At 64.1% G+C, this 18,866-nt stretch carries 18 protein-coding genes; 6 read left to right on the forward strand and 12 right to left on the reverse strand.

Annotated features, from left to right (window positions below):
* Positions 1–84: 84 nt before the first annotated feature.
* The 9 genes from hflC to H146_RS0117195 form a co-directional block, all read right to left on the reverse strand.
* Complete coding sequence (hflC, locus tag H146_RS0117155; protein ID WP_019953108.1) at positions 85–1,044, reverse strand: protease modulator HflC; 960 nt, start codon at positions 1,042–1,044, stop codon at positions 85–87.
* Positions 1,044–2,297 carry an FtsH protease activity modulator HflK gene (gene hflK / locus H146_RS0117160; protein WP_019953109.1) on the reverse strand — a complete coding sequence of 418 codons (1,254 nt, stop codon included), beginning with the start codon at positions 2,295–2,297 and terminating at the stop codon, positions 1,044–1,046. The genes hflC and hflK overlap by 1 nt, the downstream gene beginning before the upstream one ends.
* Before the next feature lie 182 nt (positions 2,298–2,479).
* Positions 2,480–3,790, reverse strand: a complete 1,311-nt coding sequence (gene hflX / locus H146_RS0117165) for a ribosome rescue GTPase HflX (RefSeq protein WP_019953110.1) — start codon at positions 3,788–3,790, stop codon at positions 2,480–2,482.
* 14 nt (positions 3,791–3,804) lie between these two features.
* Positions 3,805–4,053: an RNA chaperone Hfq gene (gene hfq, locus H146_RS0117170; RefSeq protein WP_019953111.1), complete on the reverse strand. Its 249-nt coding sequence runs from the start codon at positions 4,051–4,053 to the stop codon at positions 3,805–3,807.
* A 200-nt stretch (positions 4,054–4,253) separates the two neighbouring features.
* Positions 4,254–5,204, reverse strand: a complete 951-nt coding sequence (gene miaA, locus H146_RS0117175; protein ID WP_019953112.1) for a tRNA (adenosine(37)-N6)-dimethylallyltransferase MiaA — start codon at positions 5,202–5,204, stop codon at positions 4,254–4,256.
* A 21-nt stretch (positions 5,205–5,225) separates the two neighbouring features.
* On the reverse strand, positions 5,226–7,238 hold the full coding sequence (gene mutL, locus H146_RS0117180) for a DNA mismatch repair endonuclease MutL (RefSeq protein ID WP_019953113.1): 2,013 nt from the start codon (positions 7,236–7,238) through the stop codon (positions 5,226–5,228).
* 15 nt (positions 7,239–7,253) lie between these two features.
* Positions 7,254–8,750: an N-acetylmuramoyl-L-alanine amidase gene (locus H146_RS0117185; protein WP_019953114.1), complete on the reverse strand. Its 1,497-nt coding sequence runs from the start codon at positions 8,748–8,750 to the stop codon at positions 7,254–7,256.
* A 41-nt stretch (positions 8,751–8,791) separates the two neighbouring features.
* Positions 8,792–9,307, reverse strand: a complete 516-nt coding sequence (tsaE, locus tag H146_RS0117190) for a tRNA (adenosine(37)-N6)-threonylcarbamoyltransferase complex ATPase subunit type 1 TsaE (RefSeq protein WP_019953115.1) — start codon at positions 9,305–9,307, stop codon at positions 8,792–8,794.
* 6 nt (positions 9,308–9,313) lie between these two features.
* Positions 9,314–10,852 (reverse strand): bifunctional ADP-dependent NAD(P)H-hydrate dehydratase/NAD(P)H-hydrate epimerase, encoded by a 1,539-nt coding sequence (locus tag H146_RS0117195; protein ID WP_019953116.1) that lies wholly within the window; start codon positions 10,850–10,852, stop codon positions 9,314–9,316.
* Positions 10,853–11,060: 208 nt separating this feature from the next.
* On the opposite strand from H146_RS0117195, the gene queG reads away from it, so the two are divergent.
* Complete coding sequence (gene queG, locus H146_RS0117205; protein WP_019953118.1) at positions 11,061–12,227, forward strand: tRNA epoxyqueuosine(34) reductase QueG; 1,167 nt, start codon at positions 11,061–11,063, stop codon at positions 12,225–12,227.
* Between the two features lie 143 nt (positions 12,228–12,370).
* On the opposite strand, the gene orn is transcribed toward queG, so the two are convergent.
* A complete protein-coding gene (orn, locus tag H146_RS0117210) occupies positions 12,371–12,916 on the reverse strand; it encodes an oligoribonuclease (protein WP_019953119.1) in 546 nt (181 codons plus the stop codon).
* 127 nt (positions 12,917–13,043) lie between these two features.
* On the opposite strand from orn, the gene rsgA reads away from it, so the two are divergent.
* Positions 13,044–14,045: a small ribosomal subunit biogenesis GTPase RsgA gene (rsgA, locus tag H146_RS0117215; RefSeq protein WP_019953120.1), complete on the forward strand. Its 1,002-nt coding sequence runs from the start codon at positions 13,044–13,046 to the stop codon at positions 14,043–14,045.
* Between the two features lie 16 nt (positions 14,046–14,061).
* On the opposite strand, the gene H146_RS0117220 is transcribed toward rsgA, so the two are convergent.
* On the reverse strand, positions 14,062–15,390 hold the full coding sequence (locus tag H146_RS0117220; protein WP_019953121.1) for an NCS2 family permease: 1,329 nt from the start codon (positions 15,388–15,390) through the stop codon (positions 14,062–14,064).
* A 142-nt stretch (positions 15,391–15,532) separates the two neighbouring features.
* On the opposite strand from H146_RS0117220, the gene H146_RS0117225 reads away from it, so the two are divergent.
* The 4 genes from H146_RS0117225 (at position 15,533) to H146_RS0117245 (ending at position 18,412) form a co-directional block, all read left to right on the forward strand.
* Positions 15,533–16,360: a sulfurtransferase gene (locus H146_RS0117225; protein WP_019953122.1), complete on the forward strand. Its 828-nt coding sequence runs from the start codon at positions 15,533–15,535 to the stop codon at positions 16,358–16,360.
* Between the two features lie 36 nt (positions 16,361–16,396).
* Positions 16,397–17,236 carry an archaetidylserine decarboxylase gene (gene asd / locus H146_RS0117230; RefSeq protein WP_019953123.1) on the forward strand — a complete coding sequence of 280 codons (840 nt, stop codon included), beginning with the start codon at positions 16,397–16,399 and terminating at the stop codon, positions 17,234–17,236.
* Positions 17,237–17,758: 522 nt separating this feature from the next.
* Positions 17,759–18,094, forward strand: a complete 336-nt coding sequence (locus H146_RS0117240; RefSeq protein ID WP_211213360.1) for a type II toxin-antitoxin system RelE/ParE family toxin — start codon at positions 17,759–17,761, stop codon at positions 18,092–18,094.
* A gap of 12 nt (positions 18,095–18,106) precedes the next feature.
* Complete coding sequence (locus H146_RS0117245; protein WP_019953126.1) at positions 18,107–18,412, forward strand: helix-turn-helix domain-containing protein; 306 nt, start codon at positions 18,107–18,109, stop codon at positions 18,410–18,412.
* Here the strand turns inward: H146_RS0117245 and H146_RS0117250 are convergent.
* The gene (locus H146_RS0117250) at positions 18,409–18,639 is read right to left on the reverse strand and encodes a hypothetical protein (protein WP_019953127.1); all 231 of its coding nucleotides are present in this window, start codon (positions 18,637–18,639) and stop codon (positions 18,409–18,411) included. The two genes, H146_RS0117245 and H146_RS0117250, sit on opposite strands and share 4 nt — an antisense overlap.
* Between the last annotated feature and the right edge of the window lie 227 nt (positions 18,640–18,866).

The raw sequence follows: 18,866 nt of genomic DNA on the forward strand, positions 1-18,866 counted from the left end.
CACAAAAAACCGGGGAAGCATCCCCGGTTGCATAATGGTACCACAACGACCCGGCGGAGAAATCCCACCGGATCGTGTCTCACCTCAGGGTGTGCCCTGCCCCTCCGGCGTCACAAAACGCTCGAAGAAGCGGTTGCTCTCCGGGCTCAGCACCATCAGGTCGCCGTCGCCCTTGAAGCTGTCGCGATAGGCCTGCATGGCACGATAGAACTCGAAGAAGTCGACGTTCTGCTGATAGGCCCCGGCGTAGATCGACGCCGCCGCGGCATCGCCTTCACCGCGCGTGGTCTGGGCGATCTGACGGCCGCTGGCGAGAATTTCCTCGCGCTGACGGTCGGCATCGGCACGGATCTCTTCCGCGCGCCGGGTACCCTCGGCGCGATAGCCGCGGGCGGCCTGCTCACGCTCGGAGCGCATACGCTCGTAGACCGTCTGGGTCACCTCCTGCGGCAGCTCGATACGCTTGACGCGGATATCGAGAATGCGCACCCCGAGCTCCCGGCGCATGGCCTTGTCGAGCTGGGCGATGGGGTCGACCATCAGCTCGTCGCGCTCGGTGGCCACCTCGGTATCGGCCTGCTGAACCTGCTCGACCACCTGCTGATTGTCGCTCTGCGCCGCCGGGCGTTCACGCACGATCTGGGTCATGGTGGTCTGACCGAAGGTGTTACGCAGCGCTTCGTCGGTACGCGGCGCAATCAGCCGCTCGGCGGCCTGCTCGACGCCGCGAGTGGCCTCGTAGAAGCGCGCCGGGTCGTCGATCTGCCACATCACGAAGGAGTCGACGATGACCGCCTTGGAGTCGCTGGTCAGATAGCGGGTAGCGTTGGAGTCCAGCGACAGCACGCGGGTATCGAAGATACGCACCGTGTTGAGCAGCGGCCATTTGAAGTGTAGGCCCGGCTGGATGTTGTTTTCGATGATCTCGCCAAAGCGCAGTTTAATGCCCCGCTCGGTTTCGTTGACGATATAGAAACTGGCGCTGGCCAGCCAGGCCAGCAGGCCCAGCACAATGACCATGACAAGGGCGCGATTGTTGAACATTAGCGACCCTCCCGCGAAATGCGGCCGTTGTTGGACGTCTGGCTGCTGCTGTTGCTGCTGCTCATCTGATCGACGACCTGTTGGGAAATCCGTTCGAGCTGCTCGGCATCGATCTGCTGGCTGCCACTCGTACTGCCGCGATTACCACCCTGCAGATTCATCTGATTGAGCGGCAGCACGGTCAGCGCATTGCTGTCGCTACCCAGATCGACGATCGCCTTGGGCGTACGACCCAGCACCTCGCTCATGGTGTCCAGATAGAGACGCTGGCGCGTCACTTCAGGCGCCTGCTCGTACTCGCTCAAAAGCGATGTAAAGCGGTTGGCGTCACCCTGAGCATCGGCCACCACGGCAGCGCGATAACCCTGTGCCTCCTCGATCATGCGCTGACGGCGACCCTCGGCCTCCGGCAGGATGGCGTCGCGGTAGGCGTTGGCGCGGTTGATCAGTCGCTGCTGCTCTTCACGAGCGCGAATCACGTCGTCAAAGGCGTCCTGCACCGCGTCCGGCGGCGAGGTAGACTCCATATTGACGGTCTGCAGACGAATACCGGTGCCGTAGGCATCGAGATAGGAACTCAGCCGGCTGTAAACATCGCCGGCCAGCTCTTCACGGCCGGTGGTCAGCACGCGCTGCAGGTTCATATTGCCCACTTCCTGACGCAGCGCACTGTCGAGCGCATACTGTAGCGTCATTTCAGGGCCGCGCACGTTGACCAGAAAGGCATGCGGGTCATTGACCACATACTGGGCAGAGACGTTGACACGCACGATGTTTTCATCACGCGTCAGCATCGAATCGCTCTGACTGGCGGAGCGGATGCGGGTCACATTGACGCGCTCGACGTTATCGATCAGCGGCGGGTTCCAGTGCAGTCCGGGGCCGAGCGTATCGGTATACTCGCCAAAGCGAAACACCACGCCGCGCTCGGACTGATCGACCACGTGAAAGCCGGAGCCGGCCCACACCACCAGTGCGATCACGACCACGATCAAGGGCAGAATCAGCGGATTGCGACCCCCACCCCCCTTGCTACCGCCGCCGTTATCATCGCCGCTATTGTCGACCGAGCGCATGCGGCGCCGGCCCAGCAGCGCATCGAACTTGCGCCGCAGCTTGCGAATGATTTCATCCAGATCGGGGGGGCCACCACCCTGGTTGCCACCGCCGCCGCCGCCACCGCGACGACCGCCACCACTCCATGGATCCTGCTGGTTGTTGTTGCCGCCACCACCAGGCTCGTTCCAGGCCATACATCTTCTCCACTGGGCAAGAGGGCCGACCAGCGGCCTTTGACTTGTCGTCGCGCGCGCTTTTCTATCAGCGCTTACTTGATTGGGCAGGTATCAAACGCAGAGCGTAACATGCTGTCACGGCGTGGCGTTACAGCCGACACCTGAAGATCGACGGGAAACCGCATCCTTGCATCGCGTCGCTACCACTGTTCTCGGCCCTGCTCGGCAGGACTGAGATAATTATCGGGATTCTCATCGGCGTGCGACAACAGACGCAACAGGTCGTGGCGCGGCATTCTGACGCTCAGATGGGCACGCCCCTGGTCGTCGAACTGCTCATCGCGCACGCCCTGATGGTCGTGCAGCTGGGCGCGCAGCCAGCCCTGCTCCGGCGTCAGCACCAGCTCGGTCTCGATAAGATCGACCGCCAGCCGCTCGGCGAGGGCCTGTTCGAGCAGTTCAAAACCGGCGCTGTCACGCGCCGACAGCCAGACGGTGTGCACCACGCCGTCGCCATCGCGCTCCAGGCGGGGCGACATGCCCAGCAGATCGGTCTTGTTCATCACCAGAAGACGCGGCACCTCGCCGGCCCCGATCTCGTCGAGCACGTCGTTGACCTGCTCGATGTGGCTTTCGCGCTGCGGATCGGCAGCGTCGATCACGTGCACCAGCAGGGACGCCTCGGCGGCCTCCTGCAGGGTGGCGCGAAAAGCTTCCACCAGCTTGTGCGGCAGATGGCGGATAAAGCCGACCGTATCCGCCATAACCACCGGCCCGACATCGCTGATGTCGAGCCGACGCAGGGTCGGATCGAGAGTGGCGAACAGCTGATCGGCAGCGTATACCTCGGCATCGGTCAGGGCATTGAAGAGCGTCGACTTGCCGGCATTGGTATAGCCCACCAGCGAAACCGAGGGGATTTCGGCGCGCTCGCGCGAGCGGCGACTCTGATCGCGCTGGCTGCGCACGCGGTCAAGACGTTTGTGAATCGCCTTGATACGCCCGCGCAGCAGGCGTCGGTCGGTTTCCAACTGGGTCTCACCCGGGCCGCGCAGACCGATACCGCCCTTCTGGCGCTCAAGGTGAGTCCAGCCGCGCACCAGCCGCGTCGACATATACTCCAGCTGGGCCAGCTCGACCTGCAGCTTGCCCTCGTGGGTACGCGCGCGCTGAGCGAAGATATCCAGGATCAGACCGGTGCGATCAAGCACCCGGCACTGCAGCTCGCGCTCCAGGTTGCGTTCCTGAGAAGGCGCCAGCGAATGATTGAAGATGGCCAGCTCCGCCTCGTGAGCCTTCAGCATCTCCTTCAGCTCGGCGAGCTTGCCTTCGCCGATCATGGTCTTCGGGCTGGGAGAACGGCGCGTACCGGTCAGCAGCGCAGCCGACGTCGCACCGGCACTGCGTACCAGCTCCATGAATTCGGCGGTTTCTTCACGCTCGGTGCTGTCCTGGAAGTCGATATGCACCAGGACAGCCACTTCCCCGCTACGGGGACGCTCAAAAAACAATCAGTGCCTCACCATCAACTTTCCTGCCCGGGAGCAGCGGGATCCTGAGCCGGCAGACGAACGTTGCGCGCCGGCACGACGGTCGAGATAGCGTGCTTGTAGACCATCTGGCTGACGGTGTTGCGCAGCAGAATCACGAACTGATCGAAGGATTCGATCTGGCCCTGCAGCTTGATGCCGTTGACAAGAAAAATGGAAACGGGGATTCGCTCCTTGCGGAGAACGTTCAGATAAGGATCCTGAAGGGACTGTCCTTTGGACATGTGGTACTCCCAAAATGCCGATTACTTGATATGTTTTTTAAAAATGCGGTCGGAGAGCCCCGAAAACGCATCTCCTGATACGCCCGGAAAACCGGGCTGCATTTCATTGTCGGTTGTTGACCTGCCATCCCGCGACCGGCGCGAGATATGTCCACGTCCCGAAGTGCTGATGGTCGTCTGCAATGACCGTCCATATTACGTCAAGTGCTGATAGAGCGCACGATTTTAGCCAATTGCCGTGATGTATCGGACGCCATGGGGTCAAGATAGCAGGCGCCGGGCCAACGACGAAGCCAGGTGATCTGACGTTTGGCCAGCTGCCGCGTAGCCGTCAGCGCTCTGAACTGCATTTGGGGGCGCGAGACGCCGCAATCAAGCCCCTCCCACACCTGACGATAGCCGACACTTTTGATCGCCGGCAGCTCGAGGCTCAGATCACCGCGCGCGCGCAGCCCCTGAACCTCGTCGATAAAGCCACCGGCGAACATCTTCTCCAGCCGCGCCTCGATGCGCTGATGCAGCTGCGCCCGGTCACCGGGCAGCAGCGCGATCGGCACCGGGGTAAAAGGCAGCGTCACCGGCGGCTGACGACGCCAGTGCTCGCCCAGCGTCTCGCCGCTTACACGATACACCTCCAGTGCCCGCATCAGCCGCTGCGGGTCGTTGGGATGCAGCCGCGCCGCCGACTCGGGGTCGACGCGCAACAGCTCGGCGTGCAGCGCCTGCGACCCGCCCCGGGCCTGAAGCTGCTCGAGCTCGGCGCGAATATCGCCATCAGCGGCCGGCATGGACGCCGCGCCCTCCAGCAGCAGGCGAAAATAGAGCATGGTGCCGCCCACCAGCAGCGGCGTTCGCCCCCGGGCGGTAATCTCCTCGATAGCGGCCAGAGCGTCCTCGCGAAAGGCCACTCCGGAGTAGGGCTCGGCCGGGTCACGAATATCGATCAGCCGGTGCGGCGCACGCGCCAGCTCCTGCGCCGAAGGCTTGGCGGTGCCGATATCCATACCGCGATAGACCAGCGCCGAATCGACGCTGATCAGCTCGACACCCCACTGCTCATGCAGCTCGATCGCCAGCTCGGTCTTGCCGGTGGCGGTCGGCCCCATCAGCAGAATGGCCGATGGTTGTGCAGCGGATGGCTCCATATTCATGCGCTTGCCGCTCCGGCGCCGCTACTGGCCGCGCAGGAAAAGACGATCCAGGTCGCGCATCGACATCTCCACCCAGGTGGGACGGCCATGATTGCACTGGCCGCTGCGTTCGGTGCGCTCCATGTCGCGCAGCAGCGCATTCATCTCCTCGATGGTCAAACGCCGGTTGGCGCGCACACTGCCGTGGCAGGCCATGGTCGAGAGCAGATCGAACAGCTTGTCCTCCACCGCCCGACTGCGCCCGAAGCCCGCCAATTCGTCGAGCACCTCGCGCACCAGCGCGTCGATGTCACCACCCTGCAAAAGCGCCGGCACCTCGCGCACCAGTAGCGTCTGCGGCCCCGCCGCCTCCAGCGCCAGGCCCATGCGCTGGATCGCCTCGTGCTCGGCGTCCACCAGCTCCGTCTGCGCCTCGCTGACCGACAGCGACAGCGGCACCAGCAGTGGCTGAGTATCGATGCCCTCGGCCAGATACTGACGCTTCATGCGCTCATAGGTGATGCGCTCATGGGCGGCGTGCATATCGACCAGCACCATACCGCCGGCGCTCTGGGCAAGGATGTAGACACCGTGCAGCTGCGCCACGGCGTAACCCAGCGGTGGCGGTGCGGTGGCATCCGGGACCATGCCGGACGCCGGCTCGGCCTGCCCCTCGACTGCCGGCTCGGCCTCCCCGCGCGATGGTGTATCCCCGTCATCCGTGGGTCCGGCTTCGCGCGGCGTCAGCAGACGCTGCTCGTGATCGGGATGGAGCGCCCGATAGCCGGCCATGAATTCGCGCACCCGCTGCTCGCCTGGGGGGCGGGAGCGGTGCGGTGCGGCGCCGGTGGCGGAACCCGCTGTACCGCCCCCGTCCCGTGGCGCGCCACGCTCCTCCGGCGCCTCGCCCAGCGCCATGCGCTGCTGATCGTGCAGCGAGCGATCGGCACCCGGTGGCTCGCCAGCCGGCGGTGCTTCAGGGGTGGCATTCGACGCAGACTCATCGTCCGCCCCGCCGCTGCCCGGGCGCGTCTCGGCCAGCGCGCGGTGCAGGCTGGAGTAGAGAAAATCGTGCACCAGCCGGGCGTCACGAAAGCGCACCTCGTGCTTGGTGGGATGAACGTTGACGTCCACGCCCTGGGCATCGAGCTCCAGGTAGAGCACAAACACCGGATGACGGCCGTGGAACAGCACATCACGGTAGGCCTGGCGCACCGCATGGGCCACCAACCGGTCGCGAATGACACGGCCATTGACGAAAAAATACTGCTGGTCCGGCTGACTGCGGGTATGGGTGGGCAGCCCTACCCAACCCCTGAGCGCCAGCCCGGTGGCCGCCATATCGACGCGCATGGCGTTGTCGAGAAAAGCGCGCCCCATCAGCTGCGCGATACGCTTCTCCATCCCCTCCTGATGATTACCGCCGGGCAGCTGATGCACCGTTTTGCGGTTGTGACGCAGAATCAGCTCGACGTCGTGACGGGCCAGCGCAAGGCGCCGAAAGGCCTCCTCGACGTGGCCGAACTCGGTTTTCTCGGTACGCAGAAACTTGCGCCGTGCCGGCGTATTGAAAAACAGATCGCGCACCGTGACGGTGGTCCCGCGGGGGTGCGGCGCGGGCGAGATGCGCGGCTGCATCTCGCGACCCTCGGCGACCACCCGCCAGCCGTCTGCCGGCTCGTCGCTGATATTGGAGTAGAGCTCCAGTCGCGACACCGCACTGGTAGCGGCCAGCGCCTCGCCGCGAAAGCCGAGGCTGGCGACGCCCTCCAGGTCGTCGAGGCTGTCGATCTTGCTGGTGGCGTGGCGCGACAGCGCCAGACCGAGATCGTCGTGCGCGATACCGCTGCCGTTATCGCGCACCCGAATCAGTTTGGCACCACCGCTTTCCAGCTCGATCTCGATACGCGAGCTGCCGGCATCGATGGCGTTCTCCACCAGTTCCTTGACCACCGAGGCGGGACGCTCCACCACCTCGCCGGCAGCGATCTGGTTGGCCAGTCGCGGCGCCAGCGCGTGAATGCGCCCGACGACCGCCGCGCTCTGTTCACTCATGCTCTCTCCTCGCCATCACCCCTGCGGAATGGTCAGTACCTGCCCCAACCGCAGCACATCGGTCTGCAGATCATTGATCCGGCGCAGCGCCGCCAGCGACACGCCCTGGCTTGCCGCAATGCCGGACAGGGTATCACCCGGCTGTACGCGATACTCGTCGCTGCCGCCGCCGCGGCCCTGGTCGCGCTGCCAGGCCAGCAGGCTATCGGGCGGCGGCGAACGCCTGAAGTGCTGCGCGATACCGCTGGCGATCGCCTCGGCCAGCTGCTGCTGGTGAGATGAAGTATTGAGCAGGCGCTCCTCGGTGGGGTTGGTGAGAAAGCCGGTCTCCACCAGCAGCGAGGGAATATCGGGCGATTTCAGCACCACGAAACCGGCCTGCTCCACATTGGAGTGAAACAGCCGATTGGCCTGCCCCATGTGGCTCAGTACATCCGTGCCCGCCGCCAGCGAGTCGTTGACCGTGGCCGTCATGCTCAGGTCGAGCAGCACGCCGCGCAGTACCTGATCCTTGTTTTCAAGGCTCAGATCGCCGTCCACACCGCCAATCAGGTCGGCGCGATTCTCGGTTCGTGCCAGCCAGCGCGCCTGCTCGGAGGTAGCGCCGTGCTGTGAAAGGGCATAGACCGAACTACCGCGCGGCGTTGCCGAACCGCCGGAGGCATCGGCATGTACGGAGACGAAAAAGTCAGCGTGATGGCGGCGAGCAATACGGGTACGCTCGCGCAGCGGAATGAAGGTGTCGTTATCACGGGTCAGATAAGCGGTGAAGCCCGACATGGCGTCGATCTGACGCTTGAGTCGCTTGCCGATCGCCAGTACCACGTTCTTCTCCCGGGTGCCGTCGGGACCGATGGCACCGGGATCCTTGCCACCGTGCCCGGGGTCGATGACCACGATGATATCGCGACGCGGATGAGGTCGTGCCGCCTGGCGTGATTCGGTGGTGGGCTGATTGCTCACCGGCGGCGCCGTTACACTGCTTGACGCGCGGTCGCTGGCGCTCTCGGCACGCGCCGCAATGCGGTCGCGCGCAGCCTGCTCCTGCTGCTGAATCAGCTGATTGATGGGGTCTGTACCCTGGCCGCCTGCTGCCGCCGTCGGACGGTCCGGGTCACCGGTGGTCAGATCGACCACCATACGATGACCATGGCCACCGCCGGGCGGCAATTCAAAGGCGTTGGCGCTGGCACGCTGTGTCAGGTCGACGACGATCCGCAGGTCGCGACCATTACGCACCCCGGAACGCACGTCACGTACCAGACCGCTGCCGGTCACGGCACTTTCCAGGCGCGCATTGAGCGAGGTATCGCTGAAGTCGATCACCAGCCGGGCCGGGTCGTCGAGGGTGAAAACCTCGGTGTCGGTATCGCTGGAGAGATCGAACACGAGCCGGGTGGTGCCGTCATCGCTCCATTGGCGCATATCCTCCAGCTGCGCCGCCCGCACGGTCGTGCCGCACAGCACCAGCAGCGTCAGGATGGATAAAAGGAAGGCCGCGGGTAACTTCATGCTACTCGGTCACTCTCTGCTCTGGGTCATACCCGGGGTATTCATGGCGTTACCTCCCGGGAAATCAGCTTTACATTCTCGGTGCCTACTGTCGCCAGCCCCGCCAGCGCCGCTCGGCCACGCTCGCCGGTAGCGCTCAACCGGGCGCGACGCCCGGCGCCGTCGACGGTCAGCGTCACCGTCACATCGGCCGCTGGCAGCCAGCCGGCACCTCGCTGCGGCCACTCGATCAACGCCAGCGAAGGCTCTGCCAGCATGTCGCGCGCACCGATAAACTCCAGCTCCTCCGGATCGCCGAGGCGATAAAGGTCGAAATGGTAAACCACCCTTTCACCACCGGGCTTGTAGGGTTCAACCAGGGTATAGGTAGGACTTCTGACCGCCCCTTCGTGACCCAGCGCACGCAGCGCACCGCGTGCCAGCGTGGTCTTGCCGGCACCCAGCTCGCCGCTTAAATAGACGATGCCCAGAAAACCGAGGGCTTCGGCCAGCCGGGCGCCGAAGGCCACCTGGGCCTGTTCGTCGTGAAGCTCGAAAATCGCTGTCGCTGTTGTCATATCGCTTCAAACCTGCGCTCGCGTCGGGCTCGCAGGGGCGTCCGGATTGGCCCGGCGACGCGCATAGCTTGCCAGATCGCTCGCCAGCAGGCCACGCTCGCCGCCGTCACGGGCCGCGTCATCGGCGGCGAGGGCGTGAATCAGCACGCCGCTGGCGGCGGCCTCGAGTGGCTCCAGACCCTGTACCAGCAGGGCCGCGATAATGCCTCCCAGCACATCCCCCATGCCGCCCGACGCCATGCCGGGATTGCCGAAGCGGCTGACGTAGCAGTGCAGGCTGTCCTGTCCGCCGCCCGGCTCGCCCACGACCAGGGTGCCGGCCCCCTTGAGCACGATCACGCCGCCATAGCGACGCTGCAATGCGTGTGCCGCCCCGTGGCGATCGTTTTGTATCTCGCCGATCGAGCAGCCCAGCAGCATCGCCGCCTCGCCGGGGTGCGGCGTCAGGATCCAGTCGTCGCGACGCTCGCCGGCGTAGCCGGCGGCCAGCAGATGCAGACCGTCGGCATCGACGATGCGCGGCCCTGACGCCTTCATCACGGTCTGCATCAGCCCCTGCCCCCAGGCGCCCTGCCCCAGTCCGGGGCCGATCAACACGGCGCTGGCCCTGTCAACCAGCACCTCGATATCCAACCCGTTGCGTGCCGCGCTGACCATTAGTTCCGGGCAGCGCGCCAGCGCCGGCGGGATATGCACACTGTCGGTTGCCAGACTCACCAAACCGGCACCCAGCCGCGCGGCGGTTTCGGCGCACATGATGGTCGAGCCACCAAAACCGGACTGCCCTCCTACCACCAGCAGGTGGCCACAGTGCCCCTTGTGAGTGGTCGGACGGCGGCGTGGCAGGGTCTGCGCCGGCCGATCGGCCTCCAGCAGCTCGCCCATTGCCTCGACATCGTCAAGCAGCGCCGGGTCGAGCGCCAGCGGCGCCAGCACGATCTCGCCGGTAAAATCCGCCGCCATGCCGGTATAGAGGCCGAACTTGCGGGCAATGAAGGTGACGGTCAGATCGGCGCGCACGCACGCCTCAAGCGTGGCACCGCTGTCGGCCACCAGCCCCGAGGGAATATCCAACGCCACCACCGGGCAGGACATGGCGTTGATCGCCGCTATGGCATCGCCATAAGGAGAACGCAGCGCACCGCTGACGCCGGTACCCAGCAGGCCATCGACCACAACGTCACTATCGGCAGGCAGGCGCATTTCCTGATGCCAGGGGGTGATCTCGACGCCGCTGCGGCGGGCCAGTTGAACCGCTTCGGCGGCCTCAGCGCTCAACTGCGATGGATCACGCAGGGCGATCAGCGTCACCCGCCAGCCACGCCGACGCGCCAGTGCCGCCACGACATAGCCATCACCGCCGTTGTTGCCGCCACCGCACAGCACGCAGAGGTGCCGCGCGCCGGGCCAGCGATGCTCGATCTCCTCCAGAGCGGCGCGGCCGGCATCCATCATCAGGGCGAAACCAGGCACGCCGGATGCGATGATGCGACGATCCAGCTCCCGCGTTGCTGCGCCACTATAGAGTCTCGGCTCACTGTTCATACTGGCGGTGCCTCTGCACGACGACTGATGAAAGTTCAATTTTCAGCATTTTCTCATATTGCATCATGACCTTTCCTGCGCGGAACACCTCCATGCGACCTCACCGACACCAGCGTGGTTCAATATAGAGCGCTTTTGGGCCACCCCGCCGGCCTGATGTAGACTGAAAACCTACCCGCTCAAGGGCCACCACGATCTCCCGACCGTCATGACCGCTATCCGCTTCGATCCCGAACGCCATCGGGGCCTCGATCCACAAGCCGTGGCCGACAGCCTGCGCCACTGGGCGCGTGAGCTCGGCTTTCAGCAGCTCGGCATTACCGACACCGAGCTGGGCGACCACGAACAGTATCTGCAGCAGTGGCTGGCCGCCGGTTACCACGGCGAGATGGATTACATGGCGCGTCACGGCAGCAAGCGCAGCCGCCCCGCCGAGCTGCAGCCCGGCACCCTGCGGGTCATCAGCGTACGCATGGATTACCTGCCACCGGAGGTCGAAAGCGTGCGCATGCTGGCGCACCCCGAGCGCGCCTATGTGGCGCGCTACGCACTGGGCCGCGATTATCACAAGCTGATTCGCAAGCGGCTGGCACAGCTGGCCGGGAAGCTGGAAACCGAGATCGGCCCCTTTGGCTATCGCGCCTTCGTCGATTCGGCGCCGGTGATGGAGCGCGCGCTGGCGCAGAAAGCGGGACTGGGCTGGTTTGGCAGGAATGCCATGATTCTCAACCCGCGGGCCGGCTCACTGTTCTTTCTCGGTGAACTCTATACCGACCTGCCGCTACCGCTTGACCCGCCGTTCGAAGGGGCGCACTGCGGCAGCTGCCGGCGCTGTCAGCGCTGGTGCCCGACCGGCGCCATCGTCGACGACGCCGTGGTCGACGCGCGGCGCTGCATCTCCTACCTCACCATCGAGAAGCACGGCCCCATCCCCGAGGAGTTTCGCCGCGCCATGGGCAACCGGGTATTCGGCTGCGACGACTGCCAGCTGGTCTGCCCCTTCACCCGTTTTACCCGCGCCAGCCGCGAGGCCGACTTCGCACCGCGTCACGAACTCGACCGTGCCAGACTGGTCGATCTGTTCAACTGGAGCGAGGCGGAATTTCTCGCCAACACCGCCGGCAGTCCGCTGCGCCGGCTGGGCTATGAGCGCTGGCTGCGCAACCTCGCCGTGGGGCTGGGCAATGCCCCCTTCAGCTCCGAGATCGTCAGCGCCCTGCGCACCCGCCGTGCCTGGCCCGACGACGTGGTACGCGAACACGTGCACTGGGCGCTGAGCGAGCAGTATCGGCGCCGCGACGAGGCCCACGACCCGCCTGCTGCACCGCTGGTCGAAGCCGGCTATCGCGAGGTTATCGCCAAAAGCTCTGCTTAAGGAAGTGCTGAATAAATCGCCGAGCGAGATGAAGGGCAAGGCGCACGGAACGCAGAAAGCGAGACATAACATGGGGTTAGGCGATATTTTGAGTACCGCGCAACACAGCCATTCACTCGTGCAGGCATTTATGCAGTGCTTCCTTAAATCGCCAGCATATGCTGGCGGTAGTACTTCAGCTCCTCGATGGAGTCGCGGATATCGTCCAGCGCCTGGTGACTGCCGTTTTTCTTCAGCCCCTCCAGAACCGAGGGTTTCCAGCGCCGCGCCAGCTCCTTGAGGGTAGAGACATCCAGGTTGCGATAGTGAAAGAAGGCCTCCAGCGCCTGCATCTCGTGCTGCATGAAACGGCGGTCCTGGTGAACGCTGTTGCCACACATTGGCGAGGCGCCCTGGGCCACGTGCAGCTTGAGAAACTCGAGCGTGCTCTGCTCCGCTTCGGCGGTACTGAAGCGGCTCTGACGCACCCGCTCGGTAAGGCCACTGTTGCCATGGGTGCGGGTGTTCCAGTCATCCATCAGCGCCAGCTGCTCATCGCTCTGGTGAATGGCGATCACCGGCCCTTCGGCGATCAGGTCAAGCTGATTATCGGTAACAATAGTGGCAATCTCGATGATGCGATCACGCGCCGGATCGAGACCGGTCATTTCGAGATCGATCCAGATCAGGCGTTCGGCTTGGCGACTCATGGCAGTTCCGCGGCAGGTCGGTGAATTCCTCTCGGGATGAAAGGCATATGAATACCAGCGTACAATCGGTGACCGTTTTCCACCAGCATCGCCACCTCCAGATGCCGATCCGATACGCCGGAGCCCGATGAGTCAACGCAAGCTCAGCCGCCAGCAGCGCCGGCGCATCGAAAAAACCCAGGGTGAGCGCGCTCGTCGCGCCCAACAGCGCGAGGCTGCCGACACAAGCGACGCCGCCTACGGCGATGAAGAGCCCGGGCGAGTAGTGGCGCATTTCGGCCGCCACCTGGAAGTCGAGGACAGCCATGGGCAACGCTACCGCTGCCATCTGCGCGCCAATCTCGAGCCGCTGGTCACCGGCGACCATGTCAGCTGGCGCCGTGGCAGCGACGGCAGCGGCGTGGTCGAGGCGCGCCTGCCGCGCCGCTCGACGCTTGCCCGTCCCGACGCCCGCGGCCGACTGCGCGACGTGGCGGCCAATATTGACCGCATTCTGATCGTGCTGGCCGTCGAGCCCGAGCCCCACCCCTTTTTGATTGATCGCTATCTGGTGGCCGCCGAGGCGACCGGCATAACGCCTGCGCTGGTGCTCAACAAGCTCGACCTGCTCGGTGATGACCATCCGCTGCATGCGCTCGCCCATCGCTACCGAACGCTGGGCTACGCCGTGATCGGCGCCACAACCCGCCGTGAGGAGGGTCTGACGGCGCTTGCCGAGGTGCTTCTGGACGTTACGGCAGTGTTCGTCGGCCAGAGCGGTGTGGGCAAGTCATCACTGATCGATGCGCTGTTGCCCGACGCCGAACTGCGCATCGGCGAGCTCTCCCTCGACAGCCGCAAGGGGCGCCACACCACCACGACCGCGCGTCTTTATCACTTCAGAGAGGGCAAGGGCGCGCTGATCGACTCCCCCGGCATTCGCGACTTCGGCCTCGGCCACCTCGACGAACGCGAAATCGAGGCCGGTTTTGTCGAGTTTCGTCCCTATCTCGGCCACTGCCGCTTTCGCGACTGCCACCACCGCCGTGAGCCCGGCTGCGCCATCCTCGCTGCCGTCGAGAACGGCGACATCGCCGCCGAGCGGCTGGAGAGCTTTCGCCATATCGTGGATGAAGTGCAGGCGGGCTGAGAACCCGCCAGTCGGTTCACTCGGTCAACAAAAGAAGCAGTGACAGCGCCGCCAGTACCCACATGGTGGGACGAATTTCACGCGCCTTGCCGACGCCGGTCTTGATCACCACAAAGGCCAGAAAACCGAACACCACCCCCTGAGTTATGGAGTAGGTGAGCGGAATCAGGATCATGGCGATAAAGGCCGGGATGGCGTCGTCGTAGTCGTGCCAGTGGATATGGCGAATCGGCTCGAGCATGAAGACACCCACCAGGATCAGCGCCGGAGCAGTCGCGATCGCCGGCACCAGCGACAACAGCGGCGACAGAAAAAGAAAGGGCAAAAACAGTGCAGCGGCGGTCACCGCCACCAGGCCGCTGCGACCGCCCTGGCTAATCCCGGTGGCGGACTCCACGAAGGCGGTAGCAGGACTGGTACCCATCGGACCGGCCAGCAGCGTCGAGAAGGCATCGACCACCATCGACTGGCGAATATTGCGCGGATCGCCCTTGTCATCCAGCATGCCGCCGGCCTGACAAACCCCCATGAAAGTGGAAAGGCCATCGAACAGGGTCGTAAACAGCATAACGAAGATGAACGGCCAGTAACCGACCGTCAGCGCATCAAGCAGGTCGAGCTGAAAAAAGGCGCTGAAATCCGGCCAGGCGAACACGCCGCTGAAGTTGACCAGGGTGGCGCTGCCGGTCGCCGACACCGCGCTGGCATCGCCCCACAGCCGGCCGATGGGCGTCGCCAGCAGCGTGGTTACCACGATGCCGATAATCAACGCGCCCTGCATACGCAGCGCCACCAGCACGGCGGTAAATCCCAGCCCGATCAGAAAGGTCGCCAGCATCGGCGTCATCTCGCCCATACTGACCACAGTGGCCGGGCTGGTGACCAGAAAGCCGGCGTTGACCAGCCCGATTACGGTAATGAACAGCCCGATACCGCAGGCGATGGCGTAGCGCAGTTGGGCGGGAATGGCGTCGATGATGTACTGACGCAGGTTGAACACTGCCAGCAGGGCGTACAAAACGCCGGCCCAGAACACGCAGCCCAATGCCGTCTGCCACGGGATACCGGCGCCGATCACCATGGTGTAGGTAAAAAACGCATTGAGCCCCATGCCCGGCGCGATCAGGATCGGGTTGCGGGCGTAGAGCCCCATCATCAGGCTGGCGAAGAAACTGACCAGCACGGTGGCGGTCAGCGCGCTGGCGAAAGGCACGCCGGCGTCGGCAAGAATCGACGGGTTGACCACGATGATATACATCGCGGCCAGAAAGGTGGCGATACCGGCCATGATGTCGCGGCGCACGCTGCTGCCCTGCTCTTTTGTTTTGAAATATGCTTCGAGCACACTGACTCTCCGATGGTTAGACGTTGTATGTCGCTTGGCCCGGTCGAATCCTGTCCTGCGGTGGTTTTCTTAGCGGGACGCCAGCGAGTATGTAATGCTGTGAAGCGGATTTGAACCCGCAGCACGTCATGAGGGGAATGTGATGCCAGGCGAAGAGAAGGATCTGCCGCTGATTATCGAGCCACAGGCGCTCGCGGAGCGCCTCGACGACCCGTCGCTTTTGATCATCGATGTGCCGGCCAGCGCGCAAAGCTATCGCGATGGCCACGTGCCCGGAGCACTTTTTCTCGACCACCGCCGTCTGCTGTCTGGCCGTCCCCCGGTTGCCAACGACGTGCCGGACGAGCAGGCGCTCTCCGCGCTGTTCTCGTCGCTGGGCCTCACTCCCGAGCGCCACGTGGTGCTCTACGATGACGAGGGCGGCGGCTGGGCCGGACGGCTGGCATGGACGCTGTCACTGATTGGCCATGAGCGCTGGTCGTGGCTCAACGGCGGCATTCACGCCTGGCGCGCCGAGGGACTGCCGACCTCCAGTGAAGAGACGCCGCCGGAACCGAGCGACTACCGCGCCAGTATCGAACGCCCCGAGCTTGCCATCGACCGCGAGGAGCTGATGGCGCGGCTGGGCGAGCAGGCGCTGGCTATCTGGGATGCTCGCAGCCCCGAGGAGTACAACGGCGAAAAGGGCCAGAACCAGCGCCTCGGCCATATTCCCGGCGCGGTCAACTTCGAGTGGACCGAGTTGATGGACAGGGAGCGACAGCTGCGTCTGCGCGATCTCTCCCAGTTGATGGTAGAGCTGGAAGCGATGGGGCTGGGCGCCGACCGTGAGATCGTCACCCACTGTCAGAGCCACCACCGCAGCGGCCTGAGCTGGATGCTGGGCCATGCATTGGGCTACAACATTCGCGCCTATCCCGGCTCCTGGCAGGAGTGGGGCAACCGTGACGACACGCCGATCGAACAGTAATTTCTCAACACACCATCAACCGGAATCGACGCCATCGTGAACCGCGAGAAACTCTTTGCCGCGCTTCAGTACCCACTGCCCCAACACGCCCTGTCGCGGCTGGCAGGGCGCGTCGCCAACTGCCGCCAGCCGTGGGTGCGCGATACCTTTATTCGCCAGTTCGCCAAACGCTACGACATCGACATGAGCGAGGCGCTGGAGCCGGATCTCGGTGCCTATGAGAACTTCAACGCCTTTTTTACCCGCGCCCTGAAACCCGCTGCCCGGCCCATAGAAGAGGGCCTGGTGTCGCCGGCCGACGGCGTGCTGTCGCAGTTCGGCCGTATCGAGCACGGCACCCTGATCCAGGCCAAGGGCCAGGCCTACTCGCTCACCGCCCTGCTGGGCGGCGATGAAGCCGCCGCCGCGCCGCTGCGCGACACCAGCTTCGCGACCGTTTATCTATCGCCGCGCGACTACCACCGGGTGCACATGCCGCTGGCCGGGCGCCTGATGCGCACCATTTACGTACCCGGGCGCCTCTTCTCGGTCAACCAGGCAACCGCCAACCAGGTGCCCAACCTGTTTGCTCGCAACGAGCGCCTGGTATGCCTGTTCGAGACCGATTTCGGGCCGATGGCACTGGTGCTGGTAGGTGCGATGATCGTCGCCGGTATCGAAACGGTGTGGAGCGGCCAAGTAACGCCGCAGTCGCGCCAGCCGCGCAGCGACGGGTACCGCGACGAGCCGATCAGGCTGGAAAAGGGCGAGGAGATGGGCCGCTTCCGACTCGGCTCCTCGGTAGTGGTGTGTCTACCCAGGGGCATCGACTTCAACGACGGCCTGACACCCGGCATGGCAATTCGGCTGGGTCAGCAACTGGCGTCCGAACGTTAACATGGCTGGCCCTCGCGGTGGCTCGGCTGAGCAGTCCCGGGATGAGGAGATCGCTCACCGCGCCTATCGCGTCAAAAACGCTGAGGCCAGGCTGCTGGAGCGCGCAGAGTTCCGCACCAGGATGCGTGCCAGGCTGGACGACTGATCGTGTCGCGAACAGTCCGGATACTGGCGGGGTGCACATGCCGCTGGCCGGGCCACTTGAAGCGCTCCTCGGCCAGCACCTTGTAATAGAGCACAAAGCCATTGTCTTCCTACATCAGGCACTTGATCTTGTTTCGATGCCGGTTGTTGCAAGAGGCGGGTGATTAATCACACGGGACCCTACAGGTAGTTCCTTTATTTTCCAACCACACCTAACCCGTGATCGGCGCTTCGCACCTGCATGCGTTCGCTGCGCGAACCAGCATCCCAATCATCGTGGCACCGCCCTGCTCCGCCGCCGACCTAAAAGGTTTTACGATAGCCAATTATCTATATAGAATATTGGCTATAGAACGGAGAACGTTAAACGTGTGGAGCATGGAAACAACCCCAACATTCAAGACGTGGTATCAGTCCCTGAACGACGCGGACAGAGCGAAAGTTGCTGCGGCCCTGGAGCTACTGCAAGAACATGGCCCACAACTGCCGAGGCCATACGCTGACACGCTCAAGGGGTCGCGTTACCCCAACATGAAGGAACTACGCATTCAAAGCGGTGGCCGACCCTTGAGAGCCTTTTTCGCCTTTGATCCTGAGCGCAATGGCATTGTGCTTTGCGCAGGCAACAAGGAAGGCGACGAAAAACGCTTTTACAAGACCATGATTCTGCAGGCAGATCAGGAATACACCGACTATCTGGCATCACGTAAATAGGGGGAGACTCCCATGAAGACCACAACTCTGGCCGAACTGCTTGCCGAGGAAACCCCGGAATTCCGCGAGGCCGTGCGCAAAGAAGCCGACGCCATGCGAATGGAAATGAGCTTGTCTCGTATCCGTCAGTTGGCTGACCTGACCCAGGCGGAACTGGCTGACGCGATGGGCGTCAAGCAACCCACCATCGCCAATCTGGAACGTACCAACAATGATGCGCGTCTGAGCAGCATCAAGCGCTATGTAGAAGCTCTGGGCGGCCACATGAGCCTGACAGTAGAGCTGCCGGACGGCTCCACTCACGGTTTCCGCATCTAGCAGCCTGTCGGGCTTGCCGTCGGCAGATGAGGCGTGCGACCCGCCCCGGCAGATTTTTGCATCACCATGGTGCGCAGCGCATAAACGGCACGTCCCGCCCGGGTCTGCAGCTTGTGCGACATCCGCTCCGTCGGCGAACTGCCCTCGGCCAGCGGCATCGGTTCGGTGAACCGCTCCAGCGGCGGCGTGTGGTGGACTTCCCGCTTCACCGCGATGTGTGGATCCATGCCGGCCTGTTCGCAGGGCACTGAAATACCCGGTGTCGGCCAGCAGCCTGTCGACGCTGCCCGGCGAGTCCGGCAGGGCCGCCAGTGGCTCGAGCATCGGCTCGACCTGCTCCTTGTCATTACAGGCCCGGGTGACCACACCGGCGATCACCAGCAGGCTGTCCGTATCGACTGCCGCCCGGGCATTACAGGCCTGCGCCCCCGCCCGATACCGGCATGATGCGCGA

The organism is Kushneria aurantia DSM 21353, from assembly GCF_000382245.1.
Taxonomy (GTDB): Bacteria; Pseudomonadota; Gammaproteobacteria; order Pseudomonadales; family Halomonadaceae; genus Kushneria; species Kushneria aurantia.

Excerpts from the sequence above, each read along its gene's own strand:
- H146_RS0117240 (WP_211213360.1), top strand. The coding sequence starts at position 17,759 with ATGGAAACAACCCCAACATTCAAGACGTGGTATCAGTCCCTGAACGAC.
- H146_RS0117225 (WP_019953122.1), top strand. The coding sequence starts at position 15,533 with ATGCCAGGCGAAGAGAAGGATCTGCCGCTGATTATCGAGCCACAGGCG.
- hflK (WP_019953109.1), bottom strand. The coding sequence starts at position 2,297 with ATGGCCTGGAACGAGCCTGGTGGTGGCGGCAACAACAACCAGCAGGAT.
- H146_RS0117195 (WP_019953116.1), bottom strand. The coding sequence starts at position 10,852 with ATGAACAGTGAGCCGAGACTCTATAGTGGCGCAGCAACGCGGGAGCTG.
- tsaE (WP_019953115.1), bottom strand. The coding sequence starts at position 9,307 with ATGACAACAGCGACAGCGATTTTCGAGCTTCACGACGAACAGGCCCAG.
- H146_RS0117245 (WP_019953126.1), top strand. The coding sequence starts at position 18,107 with ATGAAGACCACAACTCTGGCCGAACTGCTTGCCGAGGAAACCCCGGAA.
- H146_RS0117185 (WP_019953114.1), bottom strand. The coding sequence starts at position 8,750 with ATGAAGTTACCCGCGGCCTTCCTTTTATCCATCCTGACGCTGCTGGTG.
- H146_RS0117250 (WP_019953127.1), bottom strand. The coding sequence starts at position 18,639 with ATGGATCCACACATCGCGGTGAAGCGGGAAGTCCACCACACGCCGCCG.
- miaA (WP_019953112.1), bottom strand. The coding sequence starts at position 5,204 with ATGAATATGGAGCCATCCGCTGCACAACCATCGGCCATTCTGCTGATG.
- mutL (WP_019953113.1), bottom strand. The coding sequence starts at position 7,238 with ATGAGTGAACAGAGCGCGGCGGTCGTCGGGCGCATTCACGCGCTGGCG.
- queG (WP_019953118.1), top strand. The coding sequence starts at position 11,061 with ATGACCGCTATCCGCTTCGATCCCGAACGCCATCGGGGCCTCGATCCA.
- hflC (WP_019953108.1), bottom strand. The coding sequence starts at position 1,044 with ATGTTCAACAATCGCGCCCTTGTCATGGTCATTGTGCTGGGCCTGCTG.
- hfq (WP_019953111.1), bottom strand. The coding sequence starts at position 4,053 with ATGTCCAAAGGACAGTCCCTTCAGGATCCTTATCTGAACGTTCTCCGC.
- orn (WP_019953119.1), bottom strand. The coding sequence starts at position 12,916 with ATGAGTCGCCAAGCCGAACGCCTGATCTGGATCGATCTCGAAATGACC.
- rsgA (WP_019953120.1), top strand. The coding sequence starts at position 13,044 with ATGAGTCAACGCAAGCTCAGCCGCCAGCAGCGCCGGCGCATCGAAAAA.